10 protein-coding genes and 1 pseudogene are annotated in these 21,401 nt (G+C 71.0%); 5 read left to right on the top strand and 6 right to left on the bottom strand.

From position 1 onward, the window contains the following. Nucleotides 1-1,116 precede the first annotated feature (1,116 nt). Nucleotides 1,117-1,989, top strand: coding sequence for an aldo/keto reductase (locus HET64_RS21115; protein ID WP_215107872.1), 873 nt, complete (start codon nucleotides 1,117-1,119; stop codon nucleotides 1,987-1,989). 25 nt (nucleotides 1,990-2,014) lie between these two features. Here HET64_RS21115 and HET64_RS21110 read toward each other — a convergent pair whose 3' ends face one another. Further along, nucleotides 2,015-3,163: a DUF475 domain-containing protein gene (locus HET64_RS21110; protein ID WP_215107870.1), complete on the bottom strand. Its 1,149-nt coding sequence runs from the start codon at nucleotides 3,161-3,163 to the stop codon at nucleotides 2,015-2,017. A gap of 410 nt (nucleotides 3,164-3,573) precedes the next feature. Here HET64_RS21110 and HET64_RS21105 point away from each other — a divergent pair, with 410 nt between their 5' ends. Then, nucleotides 3,574-4,455 carry an LLM class F420-dependent oxidoreductase gene (locus HET64_RS21105; protein ID WP_215107868.1) on the top strand — a complete coding sequence of 294 codons (882 nt, stop codon included), beginning with the start codon at nucleotides 3,574-3,576 and terminating at the stop codon, nucleotides 4,453-4,455. Between the two features lie 86 nt (nucleotides 4,456-4,541). Beyond that, nucleotides 4,542-5,174: pseudogene (locus HET64_RS21100) on the top strand (histidine phosphatase family protein); the annotation flags it as partial. Between the two features lie 45 nt (nucleotides 5,175-5,219). On the opposite strand, the gene HET64_RS21095 reads toward HET64_RS21100, so the two are convergent. The 4 genes from HET64_RS21095 to HET64_RS21080 all read right to left on the bottom strand — a co-directional run bounded on the left by HET64_RS21095 (nucleotide 5,220) and on the right by HET64_RS21080 (nucleotide 9,908). After that, on the bottom strand, nucleotides 5,220-6,581 hold the full coding sequence (locus HET64_RS21095) for an aldehyde dehydrogenase family protein (protein ID WP_215107867.1): 1,362 nt from the start codon (nucleotides 6,579-6,581) through the stop codon (nucleotides 5,220-5,222). Further along, a complete protein-coding gene (locus tag HET64_RS21090) occupies nucleotides 6,581-7,639 on the bottom strand; it encodes an AMP-binding protein (protein WP_215107865.1) in 1,059 nt (352 codons plus the stop codon). The genes HET64_RS21095 and HET64_RS21090 overlap by 1 nt, the downstream gene beginning before the upstream one ends. Nucleotides 7,640-7,761: 122 nt before the next feature. Beyond that, complete coding sequence (locus HET64_RS21085) at nucleotides 7,762-8,874, bottom strand: FAD-binding oxidoreductase (RefSeq protein ID WP_215107863.1); 1,113 nt, start codon at nucleotides 8,872-8,874, stop codon at nucleotides 7,762-7,764. After that, nucleotides 8,871-9,908 carry a hypothetical protein gene (locus tag HET64_RS21080; protein WP_251145635.1) on the bottom strand — a complete coding sequence of 346 codons (1,038 nt, stop codon included), beginning with the start codon at nucleotides 9,906-9,908 and terminating at the stop codon, nucleotides 8,871-8,873. Before HET64_RS21080 ends, HET64_RS21085 begins: the two co-directional genes overlap by 4 nt. A 201-nt stretch (nucleotides 9,909-10,109) precedes the next feature. Between HET64_RS21080 and HET64_RS21075 the strand changes: the two genes are divergently transcribed. Beyond that, nucleotides 10,110-11,102, top strand: coding sequence for a TerC family protein (locus tag HET64_RS21075; protein WP_251145636.1), 993 nt, complete (start codon nucleotides 10,110-10,112; stop codon nucleotides 11,100-11,102). Nucleotides 11,103-11,297: 195 nt separating this feature from the next. Continuing rightward, the gene (locus HET64_RS21070) at nucleotides 11,298-12,671 is read left to right on the top strand and encodes an NAD(P)/FAD-dependent oxidoreductase (RefSeq protein WP_215107858.1); all 1,374 of its coding nucleotides are present in this window, start codon (nucleotides 11,298-11,300) and stop codon (nucleotides 12,669-12,671) included. A 91-nt stretch (nucleotides 12,672-12,762) separates the two neighbouring features. On the opposite strand, the gene HET64_RS21065 is transcribed toward HET64_RS21070, so the two are convergent. Then, nucleotides 12,763-21,401 (bottom strand): type I polyketide synthase (locus HET64_RS21065; RefSeq protein ID WP_215107856.1); only part of this gene is annotated, 8,639 nt, incomplete at its 5' end.

The raw sequence follows: 21,401 nt of genomic DNA, 5'->3' as shown, positions 1-21,401 counted from the left end.
GGGTCGCTTGGGGGCCTGGGGCGCCTGGTCGGAAGCGACCGCGTAGTTGATGCCGGTGGCGGTGAGGGCCGCCGCGCCGACGATGGCGGCAGTCACTGCGAGTGAGCGATTCTTCATCTCACATCTTCCTGATTCGAGGTCTGGGCGACCGGGTGGCCGCGCCGAGAACGAACATACCTAAAAGCGACTTAAGTGATGCATGGGACCAGGGGAAAGTGTGAAGAATGGGCCGTTCGGTCGCATTCTCGCGAAGGGGAGAGACGCCCCATCGGTGATTGTTCGGACTGAAAGGTGTTCATCCGCAAGGAAGTTGATGGCTCATTGGATCTTTCGGGTGACCCATTGACGCCGGTTCACACTTTCGATTGCGTGTCGCTTCTTGCGTCATGGCGTGCGAACACGAGGGCCTTTGCCGGACCGACCGCGGCGGCACTCCCGTGCCTGCCGCTCAGCGCGAACCACTGCGCATTACTCAGCGTGACGGCGGCCCGGGGCGAAGCGTGACCGGCCCGCCCCGGGAACCCCAGCGGCGTTTGCGGGTCAGTCGATGGCGACGACTACGGCCGGCCGCCGGCGCAACCCGCAGCCGACGGGACACCTCCATGATCGAGGGCCGTCCGCGCACTCCAGCACGATCCGTGAGCCCTGAGCCGGCGCCTGCGCGGTCGTCCGCCGACGCACCCAGCCCTCCAGCGCTGCCCGTTGAGCACCGGTCAGTGACAACGGCGGAATCTTCGGCCCCGGACGACTCGGAATCAACGAACGCCAGACTTCTGCCTGCCCTCGCAGGCGGTCGTTCAGCGTCCCAGGCCACCTATCTCCTCAGCCCTGCAATCCACGGACGGCCTCCGGCTTCCGGCTTCCGGCTTCCGGCTTCCGGCCCGAAGTGAGCACAGTAACCGCGGGTGATCGCCCGGGGGGAGCCAGCGGCCGAGCCGCCGAGCCGGGGTCCCGACGGACTCTCCGGCTTCCGGCACGAGAGGCCCGGGGCCCCGAAGCGCCCCTCTACCCGATGCCTGGGTGATGGGGCATGCTCGGTGAGGTTGCTGGGGAACCCGCACACCCGTGGGCCCCTGCGACCAGTGTCCCTTTCGGTATGCGACTTCGAGGATCATCGTGAGCACGCAGTCCACCACCCGCCCGGCCGACGCCTCCGGCGTCTTCGCCCTGGGCGGCGACCTTCCCGTGAACCGTCTCGGTTACGGGGCCATGCAACTGACCGGCCCGGGCGTCTGGGGCGAACCCCGCGATCCGGACGAGGCCGTCCGTGTCTTACGCCGGGCGGTCGAGCTGGGCGTCACCTTCATCGACACGGCAGACGCCTACGGCCCGTGCGTCAACGAGCAGCTGATACGCAAGGCCCTGCACCCCTACGCCGACGACCTCGTCATCGCCACCAAGGGCGGGGCCGCACGTCCGGGTCCGGACGACTGGCGGTCCAACGGCCGGCCCGAGTTTCTGCGCGAGCGGCTGGAGCTGAGCCTGCGGCACCTCGGACTCGAACGCATCGACCTGTACCAACTGCACCGCATCGACCCCGCGGTCCCGACGGCCGAGCAGTTCGGCGCGTTGGCCCAGTTGCAGCAGGAGGGCAAGATCCGTCACCTCGGACTGTCCGAGGTGACGGTCGAGCAGCTCAAGGAGGCCCGCACGCACGTGGACATCGTCTCCGTGCAGAACCTCTTCAACCTCGCGAACCGGTCGGCCGAGGACGTGCTCGACTACGCCGAGTCCGAGAACATCGCCTTCATTCCCTGGTTCCCGATCGCCACCGGCGAACTCGCGCGCCCCGGCGGCCCACTGGACGCCGCGTCCCGGGTGCACGGCGCGAGCCCTGCGCAGCTCGCTCTGGCCTGGCTGTTGCGCCGCTCCCCGGTGATGCTCCCGATACCGGGCACGTCCCGCACCACCCACCTGGAGGAGAACGTCGACGCCGCACTGGTGCGGCTCGACGACGAGGCGTTCGAGACCCTCACCACCGCCGGCTGAGGGCCGGACCGCGGTCCGCGCCGGCTCAGACGCCGGAGGAGACCTCGGCCTTCTCGGGGGGACCCGTCTGCTCTCCTCCGTCCGCCGCCAGCCTGCGGTTGCGGCGGACGGAGGACCAGAAGGACCCGGCGATCAGCAGGACACCGATGAGACCGGTGACCACCTCGGGGATCTGGTAGCGGATGGAGATCATGAGGATCACGGCCAGCGCGCCGATCGCGTAGTGCGCGCCGTGCTCCAGGTAGACGTAGTCGTCGAGGGTGCCCTGGCGGACCAGATAGACCGTCAGCGAACGGACGTACATGGCGCCGATTCCGAGGCCGAGCGACATCAGGACGATGTCGTTGGTGATCGCGAAGGCGGCGATGACGCCGTCGAAGGAGAAGGACGCGTCCAGGACCTCCAGGTAGAGGAACATGAAGAACGCGGCCTTGCCGGCCATCAGGACCACCGGGACGTTCTTGCCGCTCCTCCTGGCCTCTTCCTCGGCCTCGTGCTCGCGCTCCTCCTCCTGCTCCAGCTTGTTCTCGAAGTAGCCGGAGAGACCGCCGACGACGAGGTAGGTGATGAGGCCGAAGACGCCCGAGAGGAGGACTGTCGCCGCCTTGTCGACATGCAGGCCGCCGTGCTGGTGGGCCTGGGTCGCGAACGTCATGGCACTGATCGCCAGGATGATCAGGGCGATACAGACCGACACCATGTCGATCTTGCCGAACTTGGCCAGCGGGCGCTCCAGCCAGCCGAGCCACTTGATGTCACGGTCCTCGAAGATGAACTCGAGGAAGATCATAAGCAGGAACATACCGCCGAAGGCCGCGATCGACGGGTGGGCGTCGGTGACGAGCTGCTCGTAGCGATCGGCATCGTTGATCGCGAGGTCGACGGCCTCGATGGGACCGACCTTGGCGCTGATCGCCACGATCACGACGGGGAAGACCAGCCTCATGCCGAAGACGGCGATGAGCACACCGATGGTGAGGAAGATCCTCTGCCAGAAGGCGTTCATCTTCTTCAGGATCCCGGCGTTGACCACAGCGTTGTCGAAGGACACCGAGATCTCGAGGATGGAGAGGATCGCCACGACCCCGAACGCCGCCCACCCCCCGTACAGCACCGCCACGACGAGGCCGAGCGCGGTCACCGCGAACGACCAGCCGAACGTCTTCAAAATCACTGGCTACCCCATCATTTTGTGCGGGGCTCCCCCGCGGGTCGTACCTGGCTTTACCAAACACTGACCGAAGTCTAAAGCGAAACCCCGGCACCCTGACACATACCGGCCAACCCGTGAACCTCCACCGCCGACGGCAAACCAACACCACACCCGCACAGCCCACTTGAAGAAGCATCGGGCTCCGGAGGCCCTTGCGGACGACTCCCCGCCGGGCCATGATCTTCACGGACTCGCGCGCCTGCCGCAGCCCTCACCCCAATGTGAGACAGCGTCATTTCCGCGCTATTGGACTCACGTTCACGCGGCGTATCCACGACCCGGCCGAAAAGGCCTCGATGGGCGAATGATTGAGATCATCCCGTTTCGCTCGAAGGGATGACGGAAGAATCAACGTGTGATACACAGGTATAATGCCTTCCCAACTCCCCTTACGCTTCGGCGTCAACATGTTCGTGCCCGGTTCGATGCATGAGTGGCGCGCGAAGTGCCGCAGAGCCGAGGAACTCGGATTCGACGTGGTCGGAGTGGCCGACCACCTCGGATTCCCCGCGCCGTTCCCGGCCCTGGTGCTCGCGGCCGAGGCGACCGAGCGAATACGGCTGACCACGTTCGTGTTGAACACGCCGTTCTACAACCCCGCTCTTCTCGCACGTGATGCGGCGAGTACCGACCAGTTCACCGACGGGCGGATGGAACTCGGGCTCGGCGCCGGCTATGTGAAGGCCGAGTTCGACACCGCGGAAATTCCGTTCCCCAGCGGTGGCCGGCGGGTCGAGCAGCTGGAGCGGACGGTCACCACACTGCGTCGCCTCTTCGACGACCCCGCATACCAGCCGCGTCCGGCCCAGCAGTCCGGCCCGCCCCTGCTCATCGCGGGCTGGGGCGACCGGCTGCTGCGCGTGGCCGCCACGCACGCCGACATCATCGCCTTCCCCGGCGGCTGGGCCGACGCCACCGGTGACGCGCTCCATCTGGCCGGAGCCGCGCAGATGGAAGAACGCATCACCTATGTGCGTGGCCTGCTCGGTGATCGCGCCGACTCCGTGGAGCTCAATCTCCTGGTGCAGCAGGTAATTCCGCCCTCCGATGGCGCTTCGGTGCCCGACAGGTTCGCCCCGCAGCCGCCCGGCGCCGAGGACGGCCCCGAAGAAGTGCCCAGCGTCCTGGTCGGAAGCCCCGCGGACATGGCGCAGCAAATCAAGGAACGCCGTGAACGCTACGGCTTCACCTACTTCACCGTCATGGAATACAACATGGAGAATTTCGCGCCGGTCATCGCCGCGCTCCGCTGAACCGCGCACTCCGCCGCATGGCCGCCGACGACGGGGGCTGTGATCGAAAGGGGACAGTCGGCGTGACTCCCGCATTCGCTGCCCGGGGCAGCTCCACAACACTGTTGCTATTGCGCCACGGTGAGACGGCGTTGACACCGGAGAAGCGGATATCCGGCAGCGGCGGCTCGGACCCGGCGTTGTCGGAGAACGGGCTACGGCAGGCCGAGGCCGCAGGGAGGGTACTCGTCACACGCGGCCCGGTGCAGGCGGTGGTGTCATCCCCGCTGCGCAGGGCCCGGCAGTCGGCCGGGGCAGCGGCTCGGTCTCTGGGGCTGGAGGTCCATGTCGACGAAGGGCTCACCGAAGCGGATTTTGGTGCCTGGGAGGGGCTCACCTTCGCCGAGGTGCGGGAGCGGCATCCGGAGGAGATGGCGGCGTGGCTCGCTTCTCCGAAGGCGGTGCCGGGCGGAACCGGGGAGACGTTCGCCTCGGTCGCGCGCCGGGCCACGCTCGCACGGGACCGGCTCCTGGAGCGGTACGAGGGTCGGACGGTGCTCGTCGTCTCCCATGTCGGGGTGTTGCGGACGCTGCTGCGGCTGGCGCTGGGCGCGCCACCGGCGACGCTGTTCCGGATGGAGCTGTCGGCCGCCTCGCTGTCGGCCGTGACCTATTCCGGGGACGGGGCCGCCACGGTGCGCCTGCTCAACGACACGTCGCACCTGACGGACCACCCGTGACCTCGACGGCCGGTGGGGCGGTACCGAGCACCGCCCCACCGGCCGTCAGCGCCGAACCGTCTTGGTGCGCATGAGGAATTCGGCGAGATAGCCGTCGTGCGGCAGTCCGTGCGCCATCCACGGTGTCGGATGGTCTCCGATGTAGACGTTGCCGATGGTCGGCTCGGCCACCAACGCGTCGATCAGGTTCCCGTCGGTGGTGACGGCAGTGAGGACGAGGGTGTCGCGGAGCGGCCGGATACCCGCTTCGCGGTCCCACGGTGCGACCCAGGCGCAGGGGAAGCCGAGCTCCATCCCGAGCTGTTCGGCGAACGGGCTGTCGAGCTGGTGCACCGCCGGCCGGAGCACCGCCGAACCGTCGCCGAGGTCGTCGACGATCCCGTCACCGCCGAGCCACGCCTTGCTGCCCGCCGCCCGCTGCCGCAGATACCCGTCCCACCGCCTGGCGAGGCCGACGGGCTGTACGGGCAGGACCGCTCGTTCGTCCGTCGCGGGCAGGCTGGGCAGTTCGGCGAGGCGTTCGGCGATCGCCGCGGCCACGGGAGAGGGGTCGCCCTCGACGAGGACTCCGGTGGCGTTGACGCAACCGACCCCCCCGCCACTGCTGATCGACTCCACGATGGTGTCGACGATCGGTTCCCAGTCGGTCTCGGCGGTGATGAGCACCTTGGAGCGACCGGGGCCCTGCGGCAGTACGCGGCGATCGCCCGCGTACTTGCCCACGACGTCCGCGCCGCCGTACACCATGCCCAGGTCGGCGTGGCGGAGGATGTCGTCGGCCACGTCGTGGTCGGTGGGCAGCAGCACGATGCCCTCGTCGCCGAAGCCGGCCTCGCGCAGGGCGGTGATCAGCCGGTACGGGGTGAAGGGCTCACGGCGGGAGGGCCGCACGGCGACGCGATAGCCGAGCGCGAGGGCGTCGAACCAACCCTGGTGCACCGAGGGGTGGTTGCCCGCGGCATGGACGGCGAACACCTCACCGCGCCGGGTCCACACCGCGGCGCCGTCCTGGGTACGCGGATCGCGCCACGAGTCGACCGCACCGGCCGGCCGCGCGTTGTCCACGCTGTGGCGGATCCGCTCGGCGGCCTGGGCGATCTCGTCGGTGGCCTTGCGTACCACCGTGATCGGTATCCCGGTGACCGTGCTGACGGTGTGTTGGTACTCCCGCGGTGTGAGTCCCGCGATCGTCTGCGTCGCGAAGGCCCGGCCCGCCCGTGCGAAGGCCTCGATCCGCGCGTCGAAGGATGGCGCCGGCGCGCGGCGCAGGGCCTTCATCGCGCGGGTGACGTAGAGCGAGGGTGCCAGACTCAGGGTCGCGACCCGGTTTCCGGAGAAGTCTCCGATGGTCTCCTGGCGCCGGGACCGATACGGGCCGCCGGGGCCGAGGACGTCCAGGGACAACATCAGTACACGCCCTCGACCACGGCCGCGTCACCGAAGGACGCCACCGGTGTGACGTCGGCGACAGCATCACCGAAGCCGCCGTCCACCGGCGCGATCCGCGTCGCGTAGTCCCGCTCGATGTTGTTGACCAGAAGGGCACTTCGGCTCATGTGGTGCACGACGATCTGCCCGCGCTCCCCGTACGGGACGACCTGGCCGCTGCCGGGGTCGATCACCCGGAATGTGGTGTAGGGCGCGAAGGAGTCGAACACACAGACCTCGTCGTCACCGAGGCCGGGTCGCTCCACCGAGGTGCCCAGCATCATCGTGCCGCCGTACCCGCCGACCAGCTTGACGCCTCCGAACACCTCGTCGCGCAGCAGGTCCCGGGTGTCGGCGTCCAGATGGGTACCGCCCCAGATGATCGCGCGCACCTTGCGGTTCACCAGATCGACCAGATCGTCGTGCTGCGCGAGGCGCTCCAGGAGCGGCGGTGTGGCGAAGAGGACGCCCACGTCCTGGCCCACCAGGATGTGGCCGACCTGTTCGATGAGGTGATCGGTGTAGGCGTCGGCGACATCCGACCGGCCTTCCGCGATCAGCTTCTTCACCCAGCGCGGATCCAGGTCGATGCTGAAGTTCAGCCCACCGCGGAGCGTCGCGGTGTCGATCGCCATCGCTCCGACGTTGTGCGGCCCGGTGGGGACGGCGCTGAGCCAGTCGACGTCGCGCGGCACCCCGTGGGCGTCCAGTCGCTCACTGAACCACTCGACGCTGCGGCGATGCCACTCGGCGCTGTACGGAACCGCTTTGGGCCGTCCCGTGGTACCGCCGCTCTCGTAGACGGCCGCCTCGTGCTTCCCGCCGTAGCCACGGGGAATCAGCTCACGTACGCCGATGTCGCGCAGCTCGTCCACCACGTTGGGAAACAGGCTGAGATCGTCGAAGTCCCGGACGTCGGTCAGTGGATCAAAGTCGAGACTCTCGACTCGTTTCAGCCAGAACGGTGACCCCGTCTCCGGGCTGAAGTGCCACCGCATCATCTCCCGGACGAACTCTCCGCCCGTGTGCTCGACCATGGATTTCCTCTCGAGGTAGGTGAACGAACCGAACGGCGGTCGCGGCGCCGGCCCACCCGGCGCCGCGACCAGTCCCGCGTCTGTCCGCGGCCGCACGGTGGGCGCGTGCCGCGGCTGCACTCCTACCCGGTTCCGGCCGAACCGCCGAGGTGGCGGGCGGTGGAGAGACCCGTCGTGTCGATCCAGGATTCCTTGCCCAGCACGAGGTCTCGGACGATCTCTCCGGCGGCGGGTGCCTGGCACAGTCCCTGACCGGAGAAGCCGGCCGCGTAGAGGAACGGGCGGGAAGGATCGCGGCCGATGAAGGCCATCCCGTCCGGGCTGACATCGAGGTTCCCGCCCCACCCGCTCTCGATGGAGACGCCGGCGAGGCTCGGGAAGACCGTGCCCAGGTGGTGCGAGACCCGTTGCAGCCAGTCCTGTCGGGTCTCGTCCGGAGCGGGACTGCCCATCCCGACCAGAATGCGGTCCTCCCAGCTGCGCATGCGCAGGCCGGAGGGGTGCATGGTCATCGGCAGCGCGTTCCGCGGGGCACCCCCGGGGTTGTCGGCCAGGAGCAGTTCGACGGGGTACGCGGTCACCGGAACGGTCACGTCGGCCATGGCGGCGACCGTCTCCGCCCAGGGGCCTGCCGCACAGACGACGGTGTCGGCGCGGATACTTCCCGCGGGTGTGTGGACCCGCCCGTCCGGGTCGATGGCGGTGACGGGCGTGTCCGTGTACAGGACGGCCCCGGCCTGCTGGGCCGCTGTGGCGTAGGCGCGCACGATCGAGACGGACTCACAGGCGTAGGCCTCGGGCGACCAGGCTGCCGCCAGGATGGTTCGCTCGTCGACCAGTGGGTTGAGCCGTGCCGCTTCGGCGGCGCTCACCAGTTCGACATCCACGCCGGCCGCGTGCTGGGCGGCCAGGGTCTGCCGGAAGTCCCGCACCTGTTGTTCGTCGGTGAGGAGCACGAGGAAGCCGATGCTCTTCAGGCCGAGGTCGGTGCCGGTCCGTTCGGTGAGGGCCTGGTAGTCCGCCAGGCTCCGGACGGCGAGGCTGCTGATGAGCGCGTTGCCGGGAAAGTAGGTACGCACCACGCCGGCGGTGTTCCTCGACGATCCCGATCCGAGCTCGCCGCGCTCCAGCAGGACGGTACCGACACCCGACTCGGCGAGCCGGCAGGCTATCGAGGTGCCGATGACACCGCCGCCGATGACGACGACGTCCGCGCGTTCGGGGAGGCGGCTCACGACTGGAGGACCGGTTCATCGGGGCGCAGCTGGCGCAGGTGGTCTCCGGCCTCCCAGGGATACAGGTGCAGGTTCCAGCCACCCAGGCAGTTGATGTAGAGGGCCAGCTGGCCCACCACGCTCAGGAAGTCCTCGCGGTCGAGTTGGTCGAGGCAGTTCAGGAAGCGCTGGGTGAAACTCCACAGCTGCTCCAGGCCGCAGTAGCCGAGGAACTCGGCCGGAACACCGACCAGGAGGCGCGTCATATGACGCAGCGAGTCCATCGGCATGCCCTGGACCGCACCCCGGACCAGACCGCCGTAGGTGGCGTACCCCAGCGGGCGGGTCTCACCGTTGACGAACAGCAGCGTGGGCAGCACCGTGTCGAAGCTGCCCGCCCCGGACGGGATCACCCCCGCGTGGAGGTCGGCGAGCTCCTTCGGTTCGGAGAGCCAGGCCTTCTCGGTCGCGGCGTACACATCGTCGATGAGACGGCTCGCGTCGGAATTCGTGGCGACCAGTTTCGGAATACGGTGGCCGCCCGCGGTTCCGGCCCTGCGGACCTCCACCAGGATCGGCTTCTTCGTCGCGTAGACGGAATCCCAGATCGCCTTGCCGGCCTCAAGGAGAGCCGGAATGTCCTCTTGGCGGATCCGGCCCACCGGGGTTGCCGGCATCGGTTCGGTCAGCGTTCCGTACTTGATACCCACATGCTGGAGACCGGAGCAGAATAAGGTCCCATTGGGGGCCTCGCGTCGATCTGCTATCCGCGTGTCCGGGGTCAGGTGCAGCAGGGACGGAATCGGGGCCGCGTGATACAGGTGCTCACCCGCAACGAGCGCGTGTCCCTGCAGGCTCTGATAGGGCAATGCGTCCCAGAGCGCATCGGCGAGTTCGGCGTTGCGGCCGTCGAGTTCCGCGGTCACCGTGATGCCCAGGTCGGACCAGGAAATCTCGATGTGCCGACCGGAAATCGTTTCAGTCAAGGCTCTTTCCTTCGTTCGGTTGACCTGTATGAAAACTCCTTCATCCAGCTTCAACGTACCGGCGATCAAGAGCGGCCCCACCCCTGATCAACCCCCTACCGTGGCGGAGCTCCCACCCCAGCGCGCGGCGTCGCGACAGGCTCCGACCAGGCACGGAACAACAGCCCCCAACTCCCCTCCCATACCCTTTCTTTACCATTCCTTGGGCATCCGTGTACCCTCGGCAGCTCTTGCCAGAGGAAGGGATCCAGGTTGAACGTCTCAACGACCATGTGGGTGCTCACAGTTGCAGGGCTGTGCGTACTCATCGCGGCCGACTTCTTCATCGGCGGCCGTAAGCCGCACGAGGTCTCGATCAAGGAGGCGGGTATCTGGACGACCGTCTGGATCGTGCTCGCCGTCCTCTTCGGTGCGGGCCTACTGATATGGGGCGACGGACAGGCCGCCGGTGAGTTCTTCGCGGGCTACGTCACCGAGAAGTCGCTCAGCGTCGACAATCTGTTCGTCTTCGTGTTGATCATGGCGAAGTTCGCGGTCCCAGCGATCTACCAGCAGCGCGTGCTGATGATCGGTGTGCTGATCGCGCTGGTCCTGCGCGCCGTGTTCATCGCCGCGGGCGCGGCCGCGATCAACTCGTTCGCCTGGGTCTTCTTCATCTTCGGCGCCTTCCTCATCTGGACGGCCTGGAAGCTCATCCAGGAGGCGCGGGCCGGCGAGGAGGACGAGGACTGGGAAGAGGGCCGCCTGATGAAGGCCATCGAACGGCGTCTGCCCTCGACCGACACGTGGCACGGCACGAAGATGTTCGTCCGCGAGAACGGCAAGCGGCTGGCCACCCCGATGCTGCTCGTCATGCTGGCGATCGGCATCACGGACGTCCTCTTCGCGGTGGACTCGATCCCCGCGATCTTCGGCCTGACCCAGGACCCGTACATCGTCTTCACCGCCAACGCCTTCGCGCTGATGGGCCTGCGCCAGCTGTACTTCCTCATCGTCGGCCTGCTCAAGAAGCTGGTCCACCTGTCGTACGGCCTGTCGGTCATCCTCGCCTTCATCGGGGTGAAGCTGGTCCTGCACGGCCTCCACGAGACGACGAGCCTGCACGTCCCGGAGGTCTCGCTCCCGGTCTCGCTGGGCGTCATCTTCGGCGTACTGATCATCACGACGATCACCAGCCTCATGGCGACGAGGAAGGCGTCGAAGGAGGAGCCGAAGACCGAGGGCGAGAAGACCGGGAGCGAGAACGCGGACGCCCAGGGCTGAGTCCTTTCCGAGGGATAGGGGGTCCCCTATCTTCGCCGTTCGTACTCCACAAGGCCGTGCGCGGCCGCCTAGCATCGCGGCGTGACGCAGTCGGCTCAACGGCACGGGCACAGTGCCCGACCGGGGCACGGGGCGTGGGGTGTGGCCGCCGCTTCGCAGTGACTCGTGGGGGCCGCACAACATCCGGGAGCATGCATGGTTGCACGAATCGTGGTGGCGGGCGGGGGCATAGCCGGGCTCGGCGCCGCGCTGCTGCTGGCCCGCCAGGGGTACGCGGTGGACCTGGTGGAGCGGGATGGTCCCCCGCCGGAGAACCTCGGCGACGTTCAGGAGTGGCGGCGGCCGGGGGCGCCTCAGGTCCGTCACCCGCACATGTTCCTCGGCCTGTTCCGGCACCTGCTGCACACCCGGTTGCCGGACGTGCACGCGGATCTCCTCGCGCACGGGGTCGACGAGGTCGACATGACGGCGCCGCCCGGGGTCGAGGCTCCGGCCGACGCGACCGAGCTGGCGAGCTTCGGCTCACGCCGGGCGACCGTCGAGTGGGTACTGCACCGCGCCCTCCGGGAACAGCCCGGCGTCCGGGTCCACCACGGTCTCTCCGTCCGCGAGGTCGTGGTGGACCGGGGGCGCGTCCGGGGCGTGCGGGTGGACGGCGCGGTGATCGACGCGGACGCGGTGGTGGACGCCACGGGGCGTCGCTCCCCGCTGGTCGGCGCCTTCACCAAGGAGGTGGAGGAGAGCCCGTGCGGCAACGTCTACCACAGCCGTTTCTACCGGCTCCTCGACGGCGTACCGAAGCCGCCGACGTTCCTGGTTCCCGTCGTCTTCGCGGGCGGGGCCGGCTTCGGCGGCGGACTCTACGCACACGACAACCGCACGTTCGCGGTGGTGTTCGCCCGGCTGCCGGAGGACGAGGCGCTCGGGCGGCTGCGCGAGACCGGCGCGTTCGAGGCCGCAGCCGACGCGGTGGCCCAGTTCGAGCCGTGGGTCCGGCCGGGCAACGCCGAACCGATCGGCGAAGTCGTACCGATGGCCGGACTCACCAACTCCTGGCGCGAGTTGACGCCCGACACCCCGTCCGGTTACCTGCCGATCGGGGACGTGTTGTGCACGACCGATCCCATCCTGGGCCGTGGTGCTTCCTTCGCCCTGGCCGGTGCGGCCGAACTCAGCGATCTGATGGAGCATCACAGCGCGGATCTGGACGCGGTGAGCGCGGGACTCCGGGCGTACGCCGCGCGCACGATCCGCCCCTGGTACGAGGACGGGGTCCACGACGACGTGGAGCGCACCCGGAGCTGGCGCGCGACGGTGGACGGCCGTCCGGAGCCGCCCGCCGGCCTTCCGCCCGCCGTTCTCACCGCCCTGGCCGGTCAGCAGGACCACCATCTGTGGGAACGGGCACAGCTGCGGGCCAATCTGATGGCGTCCCCGGACAGCCTGGACGACCCCGAGGTACGTGAGCGGCTGGACGCCGTACTGGCCACCGGCTGGGAGCCTCCGGTGCTCTCCCCCGGCCCGTCCTACACGGAGCTGACGGACGCGCTGGCCGCGCACAGCGGCTGACCGAACCGATACCAGAGGGCCCCGGCGGGTGCCGGGGCCCTCTGGCGTTGCCACGGCGGGGCCGCCCCGGCCGGGGCGGCCCCGCCGTGGCTCAGCCGGCCTTCGGCCGCGGGAGGTCCCGCAACCAGGCGTCCACGGTCTCGGCGGTCGTGGCGGCGCCGGACTGCATCAGGGAGAAGTGGTCGCCCGGAACCTCCCGCGTGGTGTTCGGCAGCGGCCAGCTCAGGCGCCATCCGTCGCCCCGCACGGTGTCGGTCACGGGCTCGCCCGCGCGGACGAACAGGGTCGGTGTGTGCACCGGTTCGGGCCTCCAGTCGTCGAACAGCCGCAGGTAGGCGCCCATCGCGGTGAGCCGGGCGCTGTCGAGCCGCCCGACCGTGGACTCGTGCTCGAACATCATGTCGGTCAGCGCGTCCTGCACCTGGGTGAAGGCGGAACTGCCCGGCAGGTAGGTGTCGATCAGTACGGTGCCCACCGGCGGCACGCCCCGGGCCTCCAGCCGGCTCGTCACCGCGTGCGCGAGCCAGCCGCCGGCCGAGTGACCGACGAGGGCGAACGTACGGCCCTCGGCGCACCGCAGCGCGAGGTCGGCGTGCAGATCGACGACGGCGTCCACATCGGCCGGCACCGGTTCCTCCGCCGCGAACCCGGGCACCGGCAGGAACCACGCCTCGCGTCGCTCCTTGAGGGCCGTGCCGAAGCGGGCGTACTGGTAGACGCTGGACAGCGCGGTGATCGTGGACAGGCAGATCAGCACGGGTTCGTCGGTACCCGCGGCCAGGCGGACCGGCCGGGGCGGGGCGGCCAGCGCCGCCGGGTCGGTGAACTGCTCCCGGAGCCGGGACGCCGCGGCGATCAGGTCCATCGCCACATGCGCCTTCCGCTGCCGACAGGCCTCCCGGTACAGCGCCTCGACGGTGTCGGGCGCGGCGCTCTCCACAGGCTCCTGCTGGGCCGTCTCCGGGGCGGGGCCCTGTCCGTCAGCCAGTTCCCCGTCCAGGTACGCGGCGAGCGCGAGCGGGGTCGCGTGGTCGAAGACCAGGGTCGCGGGCAGCCGCAGCTCGGTCGAGGACTGCACCCGGTTGCGCAGTTCGACGGCGGTGAGCGAGTCGAAGCCGAGCTCGGTGAAGGCTCCCTCGGACGGGATGTGGTCGGCGTCGGTGTGGCCGAGCACGGCGGCCGCGGCGGAGCGGACCAGGCGCAGCAGCACCTCCCGGCGCTCCTGCGTTGTCCGGCCCGCGAGTTCCCGCCGTACCGTCGCCTCCGGCTCCCGCTGCGCCGGACCGTTCGGCGCCGTCCGGGCGTGCGCCCCCACCAGGCTGCGGAGGAGCGGCGGGATCGCCGCTCCGGCATCCCGGGCGCGCAGGGTCGCCAGGTCCACCCGCGCTCCGAGTACGGTCGCCTCTCCCGTCGCCAGCGCGGCGTCGAGCAGCGCCAGTCCGCCCTCGGTGTCCAGCGGGGCCAGGCCCGCGCGCGTCATCCGGCGCAGGTCCGCTTCGGACAGATGGCCGGTCATGCCCGTGCGCTGTGCCCACAGGCCCCACGCGATGGAGAGGGCGGGCAGTCCGGTGGCGCGGCGGTGCCGGGCCAGGCCGTCCAACAGGGCGTTCGCGGCGGCGTAGTTGCCCTGGCCGGGGCTGCCCAGTACGGCGGCCGCCGAGGAGAACAGGACGAAGGCCGCCGGCGGGCGCTCGCGGGTCAGTTCGTGCAGATGGATCGCCCCGTCGGCCTTCGACCGCAGCACGCGGTCCAGTTGTCCCGGCGTCATCGACGTGAGAACGGCGTCGTCCAGCACTCCGGCCGCGTGGATCACTGCGCTCAGCGGCCGCTCCGCCGGGATGCCGTCCAGTACGGTGCGCAGCGCCTCCCGGTCGGCACTGTCGCACGCCGCGAGGGTGGCCTCGCAGCCCAGGGCGGCGAGTTCGGCGCGCAGTTCGGGGGCGCCAGCCGCCGTCTCGCCGCTACGGCTGATCAACAGCAGGTGCCGCACTCCGTGTTCCGCGGCGAGGTGCCGCGCCACGTGGGCGCCGAGGGTTCCGGTGCCGCCCGTGACGAGAACGGTTCCGGTGAGCGGCGCGGGTGCCCCGGCCGGTGCGGGCAGGCGGACGAGCGAGGGTTCGAGCACCGCTCCGGCCCGTACGACGAGGTGGGGCGCGCCGCTCGCGACGGCCTCGACGACCGCCTGCGGCAGTACGTCCCCGTCCAGGTCGAGCAGGGTGAAGCGGCCGGGGTGCTCTGCCTGTGCCGAACGGACGAGTCCCCCTGCCGCGGCGGCCACCGGATCGAGGGCCTCCGCGCCCCGGGTGGTCACCACCAGACGGGTGTCTGCCCAGTGTGTCTCGCTCAACCAGGCTTGCAACAGAGCGAGTTGCCTTCCAGTTCGCGTATGAACGTCGTCCACGACATCCGTGTGGGCGGGCCGCGCCGGCTCCGGGGCCAGCACGACGACGCCGGGCGCCGGAGCGCCGGAGACGGTGGCGCTCAACAGGGCGGGCAGGTCTGCGTAGGCCGTGGTGTCGGCTCCGCCGGCGGCCAGCAGGGTACGCAGTTCCTCGGCCTCGGGGCCCACGACGGCCCAGCCACCTGCCTCGGGCGAGGTGTGGGCCCGCGGGCCGGGCGTCTCTCGCCAGTCCAGGCGGAACAGCCCGCCTCCGGAGAGCCGCATCCCTCGGGTCGAGACCGGCCGGAACTCCAGGGAACGGGCGGACAGGACGGGGGCGCCGGTCTCGTCCGTGGCCGTGACGGAGACACCGCCGCTCGCGGTCGGCGCCAGCCGCACCCGCAGGGCGCTCACGCCGACGCGGTGCAGGTTCAGGCCCGTCCACGCGAAGGGCAGCCGGATGCCCGAGGCGGCGTCGCCGCCTCGGTCCGCCTCCTTTCCGCCGGCTCCGGTCGCGGCCAGGCCGACGGCCTGGAGACCTGCGTCGAGCAGGGCCGGGTGCAGCCCGAACCGTCGCGCCTCCTCGGTGAGTTGGTGCGGCAGCCGCACCTCGGCGAAGATCTCGTCGCCGAGGCGCCAGACCGCGCGGACGCCCCGGAAGGCGGGCCCGTATCCGTAGCCGAGCTCTGCCAGCCGGTCATAGCCGTCGGTGATGTCGACGGCGGTCGCGCCGGCCGGAGGCCAGGCGGCCGGCTCCGCTCCGGTGACCGGAGGAGCGGCGGGCGTGGTGGGGGCGGGTACGAGGAGGCTGCCGGTCGCGTGGCAGGTCCAGCCGGAGTCGTCCGTGCCGTGGCCCAGGGCGCTCGCGCTCCCCGCGCCGTCGTCCGTACGGGAGTGCACGCGGAACGCGCGGCGTCCCGTGTCGTCGGCCGGGCCGACCCTGACCTGGATGCGCGGTTCCTCTCCCTCGGGGAGAACCAGCGGGGCCTGGAGCGTGAGCTCCTCCACGACCGGATGGCCGCAGCGTTCACCGGCTCGGAGCGCCAGGTCCACGAAGGCGGTCCCGGGCAGCAGGGTGACGCCGGAGACCTGGTGGTCCGTCAGCCAGGGCAGGACAGGGGTGCGGACCGTGCCGGTGAGCACCAGTTCATCGGTGTCGGCGAGCGCGATCTCCGCGCCGAGCAGCGGATGGTCCGCCGGTTCCACCCCCGCCGCAGCGATGTCCCCCACCCCGGGGGGCGCGGCATGGACCCAGTACCGCTCCCGCTGGAAGGCGTACGTGGGCAGCTCCACGGGGCGTGGGTGGCCGGTGAAGGCGGGGCGCCAGTCCACCCGCACGCCACGGACGTGTGCCTCGCCGAGGGAGGTGAGAAAGCGGTCGGGGCCGCCCTCGTCGCGGCGGAGGGTGCCCACCGCGAACGCGTCCGTGCCGGCCTGCTCGGCGGTGTCGAGGAGCCCGGCGGTGAGGACCGGGTGAGGGCTCATCTCGGCGAAGGCGCGGTGCCCCCGGCCGAGCAGGGTGCCGACGGCCTCGTCGAGCCGGACGGTCTGGCGGAGGTTCCGGTACCAGTAGTCGGCGCCCAGGGTGGCGGTGTCGACCGACTCACCGGTCACCGTCGAGAGGAACGGCACGGTGGCCGCTCGCGGCGTCAGGCCGTCGAGGGCCGCGAGCAGCGGTGTGCGCAACTCCTCCACGTACCGCGAGTGCGAGGCGTACCGGACCGGGACGCGTCGCACGCGTATGTCCTCGGCGGCGCACTCCTTCTCCATCAGCTCCAGCCCGCGGAGCGGCCCGGACACGACGACGGAGCGCGGTCCGTTGACGGCGGCGATCTCCACCTCACCGCCCCAACGGGCCAGTCGCTCCGCCACCCAGGAGACGCCGGCGGCGACCGAGGTCATGCCGCCGCTGTCCTGGAGGCCGGCCAGCATCCGGCTGCGCACGGCGACGACGCGGGCGGCGTCGTCCAGGTCCAGTGCTCCCGCCACGTACGCGGCGGCGATCTCGCCCTGGCTGTGACCGACCACGGCGGCCGGCCGGACGCCGTGCGCCTGCCACAGTCCGGCCAGGGACACCATCATCGCGAAGAGCGCGGGCTGCACCACGTCCACCCGGTCCAGCGGCGGCGCACCCGCACTGCCCCGGAGCACGTCGGGCAGCGACCAGTCCAGGTGCGGCGCCAGGGCCGCGGCGCACGCCTCGACGCTGTCGCGGAACACCCGCGAGGTGTCGAGGAGGCGGACGGCCATGCCGTCCCACTGCGAACCCTGGCCCGGGAAGACGAACACCGGGCGCTCCCCCGCGTCGGCCCGGCTGCGGAGCACGTACGGGGACTGCTCCCCCGCGGCCACCGCGTCCAGCCCCGCGAGCAGTTCGTCGAGCCCGGCACCGCGGACGGCCGCGCGGTGCGCGAAGGACGAGCGCGTGGCGGCCAGCGCGTGGCCGACGTCCACCGGGTCGGGGCCGGGTGCGGCGCGCAGTCGGCGCCGCAGCCGGTCGGCCTGGTCGCGCAGCCCGGCCTCGGACTTCGCGGAGAGCAGCCACGGCGGTACGACGGACGCCTCGTGGTCGTCGGCCGCCGGCTCGGTGGTGTCCAGGGTCCCGGCCACCGGCTCGGTGGTGTCCCGGGTCCCGGCCGCGGGAGCCTCCTCCAGGATGACGTGGGCGTTGGTGCCGCTCATCCCGAACGACGAGACGCCGGCGCGGCGGGGGCGTTCGGAGCGCTTCCAGGGCAGCGGTTCGGTGAGCAGCCGCAGCGTGCCCTCGGACCAGTCCACGTGCGGGGACGGTTCGTCGGCGTGCAGGGTGCGGGGCAGTGACTCCCGGTCCAGCGCCATCACCATCTTGATCACGCCCGCCACTCCGGCGGCGGCCTGGGTGTGGCCGATGTTGGACTTCAGCGATCCGAGCCACAGCGGGAGGCCGGCGGGACGGTCCTGGCCGTAGGCGGCCTGGAGCGCCTGCGCCTCGATCGGGTCGCCGAGCGTGGTGCCGGTGCCGTGTGCCTCGACGACGTCGACGTCCGCCGCACCGAGTCCGGCGTTGCGCAGCGCCTGTCGTATGACCCGTTGCTGCGCGGGGCCGTTCGGGGCGGTGAGGCCGTTGCTGGCGCCGTCCTGATTGATCGCGGAGCCGCGGATCACGGCGAGCACCCGGTGCCCGTTGCGCCGGGCGTCGGAGAGCCTTTCGAGGAGCAGCATGCCGACGCCCTCGGCCATGCCCATGCCGTCGGCGTGGGCGGAGAACGCCTTGCTGCGCCCGTCGGCGGCGAGGCCGCGCTGCCGGGCGAAGGTGAGCAGCGATCCGGGGGTCGTCATCACCGTGACGCCGCCGGTCAGTGCCATCGAGCACTCGCCCTGCCGCAGCGCCTGCGCGCCCCAGTGCATCGCCACCAGGGAGGACGAGCAGGCGGTGTCGACCGAGACGGCCGGGCCTTCGAGACCGAAGGTGTAGGCGACCCGGCCGGAGGCCACGCTCGCCGCGTTGCCGGTGCCGAGGTAGCCCTCCAGGCCGTCGTCGCCGGACATCAGCAGGGACGCGTAGTCCTGTCCGTTGGTGCCGACGAAGACGCCGGTGTCGCTGCCGCGCATGTCCTCCGGGAGGAGGCCCGCCTGTTCGAACGCCTCCCAGGAGGTCTCCAGGAGCAGCCGCTGCTGGGGGTCCATGGCGGTCGCCTCACGGGGGCTGATCTCGAAGAATCCCGCGTCGAACGCGGCCACGTCGTGCAGGAATCCGCCGCCTCGCGCGTAGACCGTCCTGGCCCGGTCCGGGTCCTCGTCGTAGAGGGCGGACATGTCCCAGCCCCGGTCGTCCGGGAACGGTGCGACGGCGTCGACGCCCCCGGCGACCACCTGCCACAGGTCCTCGGGGGAGGCGACGCGGCCGGGGAACCGGCAGCTCATCCCCACGATGGCGATGGGTTCGTCGGCGGCCGCCGGGCGCGGGGGCAGGTCGGACGTCGCGTCGTCGGCTCCCGCCGGGCCGGGCGACAGCTCCTGGCGCAGCAGACGGGCCACCGCCGCCGGGTTGGGGTGGTCGAAGATCAGCGTGGCGGGGAGCCGTACGCCGGTCGCCGCCGACAGCCGGTTGCGCAGCTCGACGGCGGTCACGGAGTCCATGCCGAGCTCGCGGAAGGCCTTGGCCTCGCCGATGGCGTCCGGTCCGGCGTAGCCGAGCACCGCGGCGGCGGTGGCCCGGACCTCCGTCAGCACGATCCGGTCGTGCTCGGCCGGTGCGGAGACGGCCAGGGCCCGCGCCAGCTTGGAGGTGTGCGCGGCGTCCGGGTTCCGGTCGGCCTCGGCCTCCGCGTCCAGCACGCGACGCGCCTCCGGGAGGTCGCCGATGAGCGGCCGGGGCCCGGCGGCGGTGAACGTGGGTACGAAACGCTCCCAGTGCACGTGGGCCAGTACGACGGCCGGTTCGGGCAGGTTCAGCAGGCCGGGCAGCGCGGCCAGAGTCGCGCCGGAGTCGGCGGCGGGCACGCCCTGTGCGCGCAGCAGGTCGGCCAGTTCGGGCTCGGCCTCCCAGGGGCTGACGGCGATGGAGGTGACCGGGCGGCCGGCGGCGTGTTCGCGTTCGGCCAGGGCGTCGAGGTGTGCGCCGGCGGCGGCGAAGGCACCGTGTGCCCCTGCGCCCCAGACGCCCGCGACCGAGGAGAGCAGCACCAGTCGGGCGTCCGAGTGGTCGGTGCGCAGCACCTCGGCCAGTGCTTCGGCGCCCGCGCAGCGCTCCCCCGTCACGCGAGCGGCGTGTGCGGGGTCGCTCTGCCGGACCGGGGCCAGCTCGATGGCGCCCGCGGCGTGCACCACGGCGGCCAACGGCGTCTCGCCCAGGGCCTCTTGGAGGAGGGTACGGAGGGCCTCGGGGTCGGTGATGTCACCCGTCACGGTGACGGTCGGTGTACCCGCCCCGGTCAGCTCGGCGCACAGCTCTGCCGCGTCGGCACCGACGAGTACCAGGCGGTCGGCGCCCCTGGAGGCCACCCAGCGGGCCACATGGCGGCCCGGCCCCTCGGTGCCGCCGGTGATCACCACCGTTCCGGCCGACGGCCACGCCGTTCGCGGGTCGCCCGGCTCGTCGGTCAACGTCAGTAGCCGGCGGCCGTAGGCGCCCTCGGGGCGGACGGCGATCTGGTCCTCGTCGCCGTCACGCGCGAGGCGGGCCGCTGTCCGGGCCAGCACGTCGTCGTCGGCGTCGGCGGGCAGGTCGACGAGGCCGCCCCAGCGGTCCGGGTGCTCAAGCGCGAAGCAGCGGCTCCATCCCCACAGTTCGGCCTGCGCGCAGTCCGCGACGGCGTCTTCGCCGCCCACGCCGACCGCGCCCGAGGTCAGCTGCCACAGACGTGTCCGCCAGGGCACGGACGCCACGGCCCGCAGGAGGCCCACCGCGGCCTCCCCGGCCAGCAACGAGACCACGGCGACCGGGCGCTCCTCAGACCGGTCGGCATCACCCAACAGCCTTGTCAGCGCCTCTGGTTCGACCGTTCCGCCGGGCGTGGCGACCACACGTGCCGATCCTCCTTCGCCCGTCAGCTCCTCGGCGAGCGCGGCGGCCTCGGCCGCGCGGCCGCCCTCCTCGTGGACCAGCAGCCACTCGGTGTCGGGGGGCATCTCGGCACGCTCCGGTTCCGGCAGGAGCTTCCAGCCGATCCGGTACCGTCCGACGGCGGTCTGCCGCGTGCTCGCCGGAGGGGTGAGCCAGTAGTGCTGCCGCTGGAAGGCGTACGTGGGCAACGCCACCGGCTCCACAGCGGGCAGCAACTCCCGCCACACCACCGGCAGACCCGCGGCCCAGGCCGCACCCAGACTCCGCAACAACTGCGCGGCCTCGGGCTGATCCCGGCGCAGGCTGTGCAGCACCCTCCCATCGGTGACCGTCTGCTCCATCGCCAACGACAGCACCGGATGCGGACCGATCTCCACGAACACCTGCGAACCGGCACCCTCCAACCGCCGCACCACATCCGCGAACAGCACCGGCTCCCGCAGATTCCGATACCAATACCCCGCGTCCAACTCCCCCACGGGAACCGGCCCACCGGTCACCGTCGACACGAACTCCGGCCCCGAACCCCCCAGATCAACCACCCCACCCAACTCAGCACCCAACCGCCCCTCGACCGCCTCCACCTGCGCATGATGCGACGCGTAATCCACCTCGATCCGACGCGCCCGCACCCCCAGCCCCTCCAAGCGCACGCACAACTCGGCGATCTCCTCCGGCGGACCACTCACCACGATCTGCCCCGGCGCGTTCACCGCCGCCACCGTCACCGACGACGACAAAAACCCCTCCGCCTCCGCCACATCCAAGGAGACCGAGGCCATCGCCCCCCGACCGGCCAACTCCC

The organism is Streptomyces sp. McG3, from assembly GCF_018619185.1.
In the GTDB taxonomy this organism is placed as follows: Bacteria; Actinomycetota; Actinomycetes; order Streptomycetales; family Streptomycetaceae; genus Streptomyces.
This window is presented reverse-complemented; position numbering and strand designations above follow the sequence as displayed.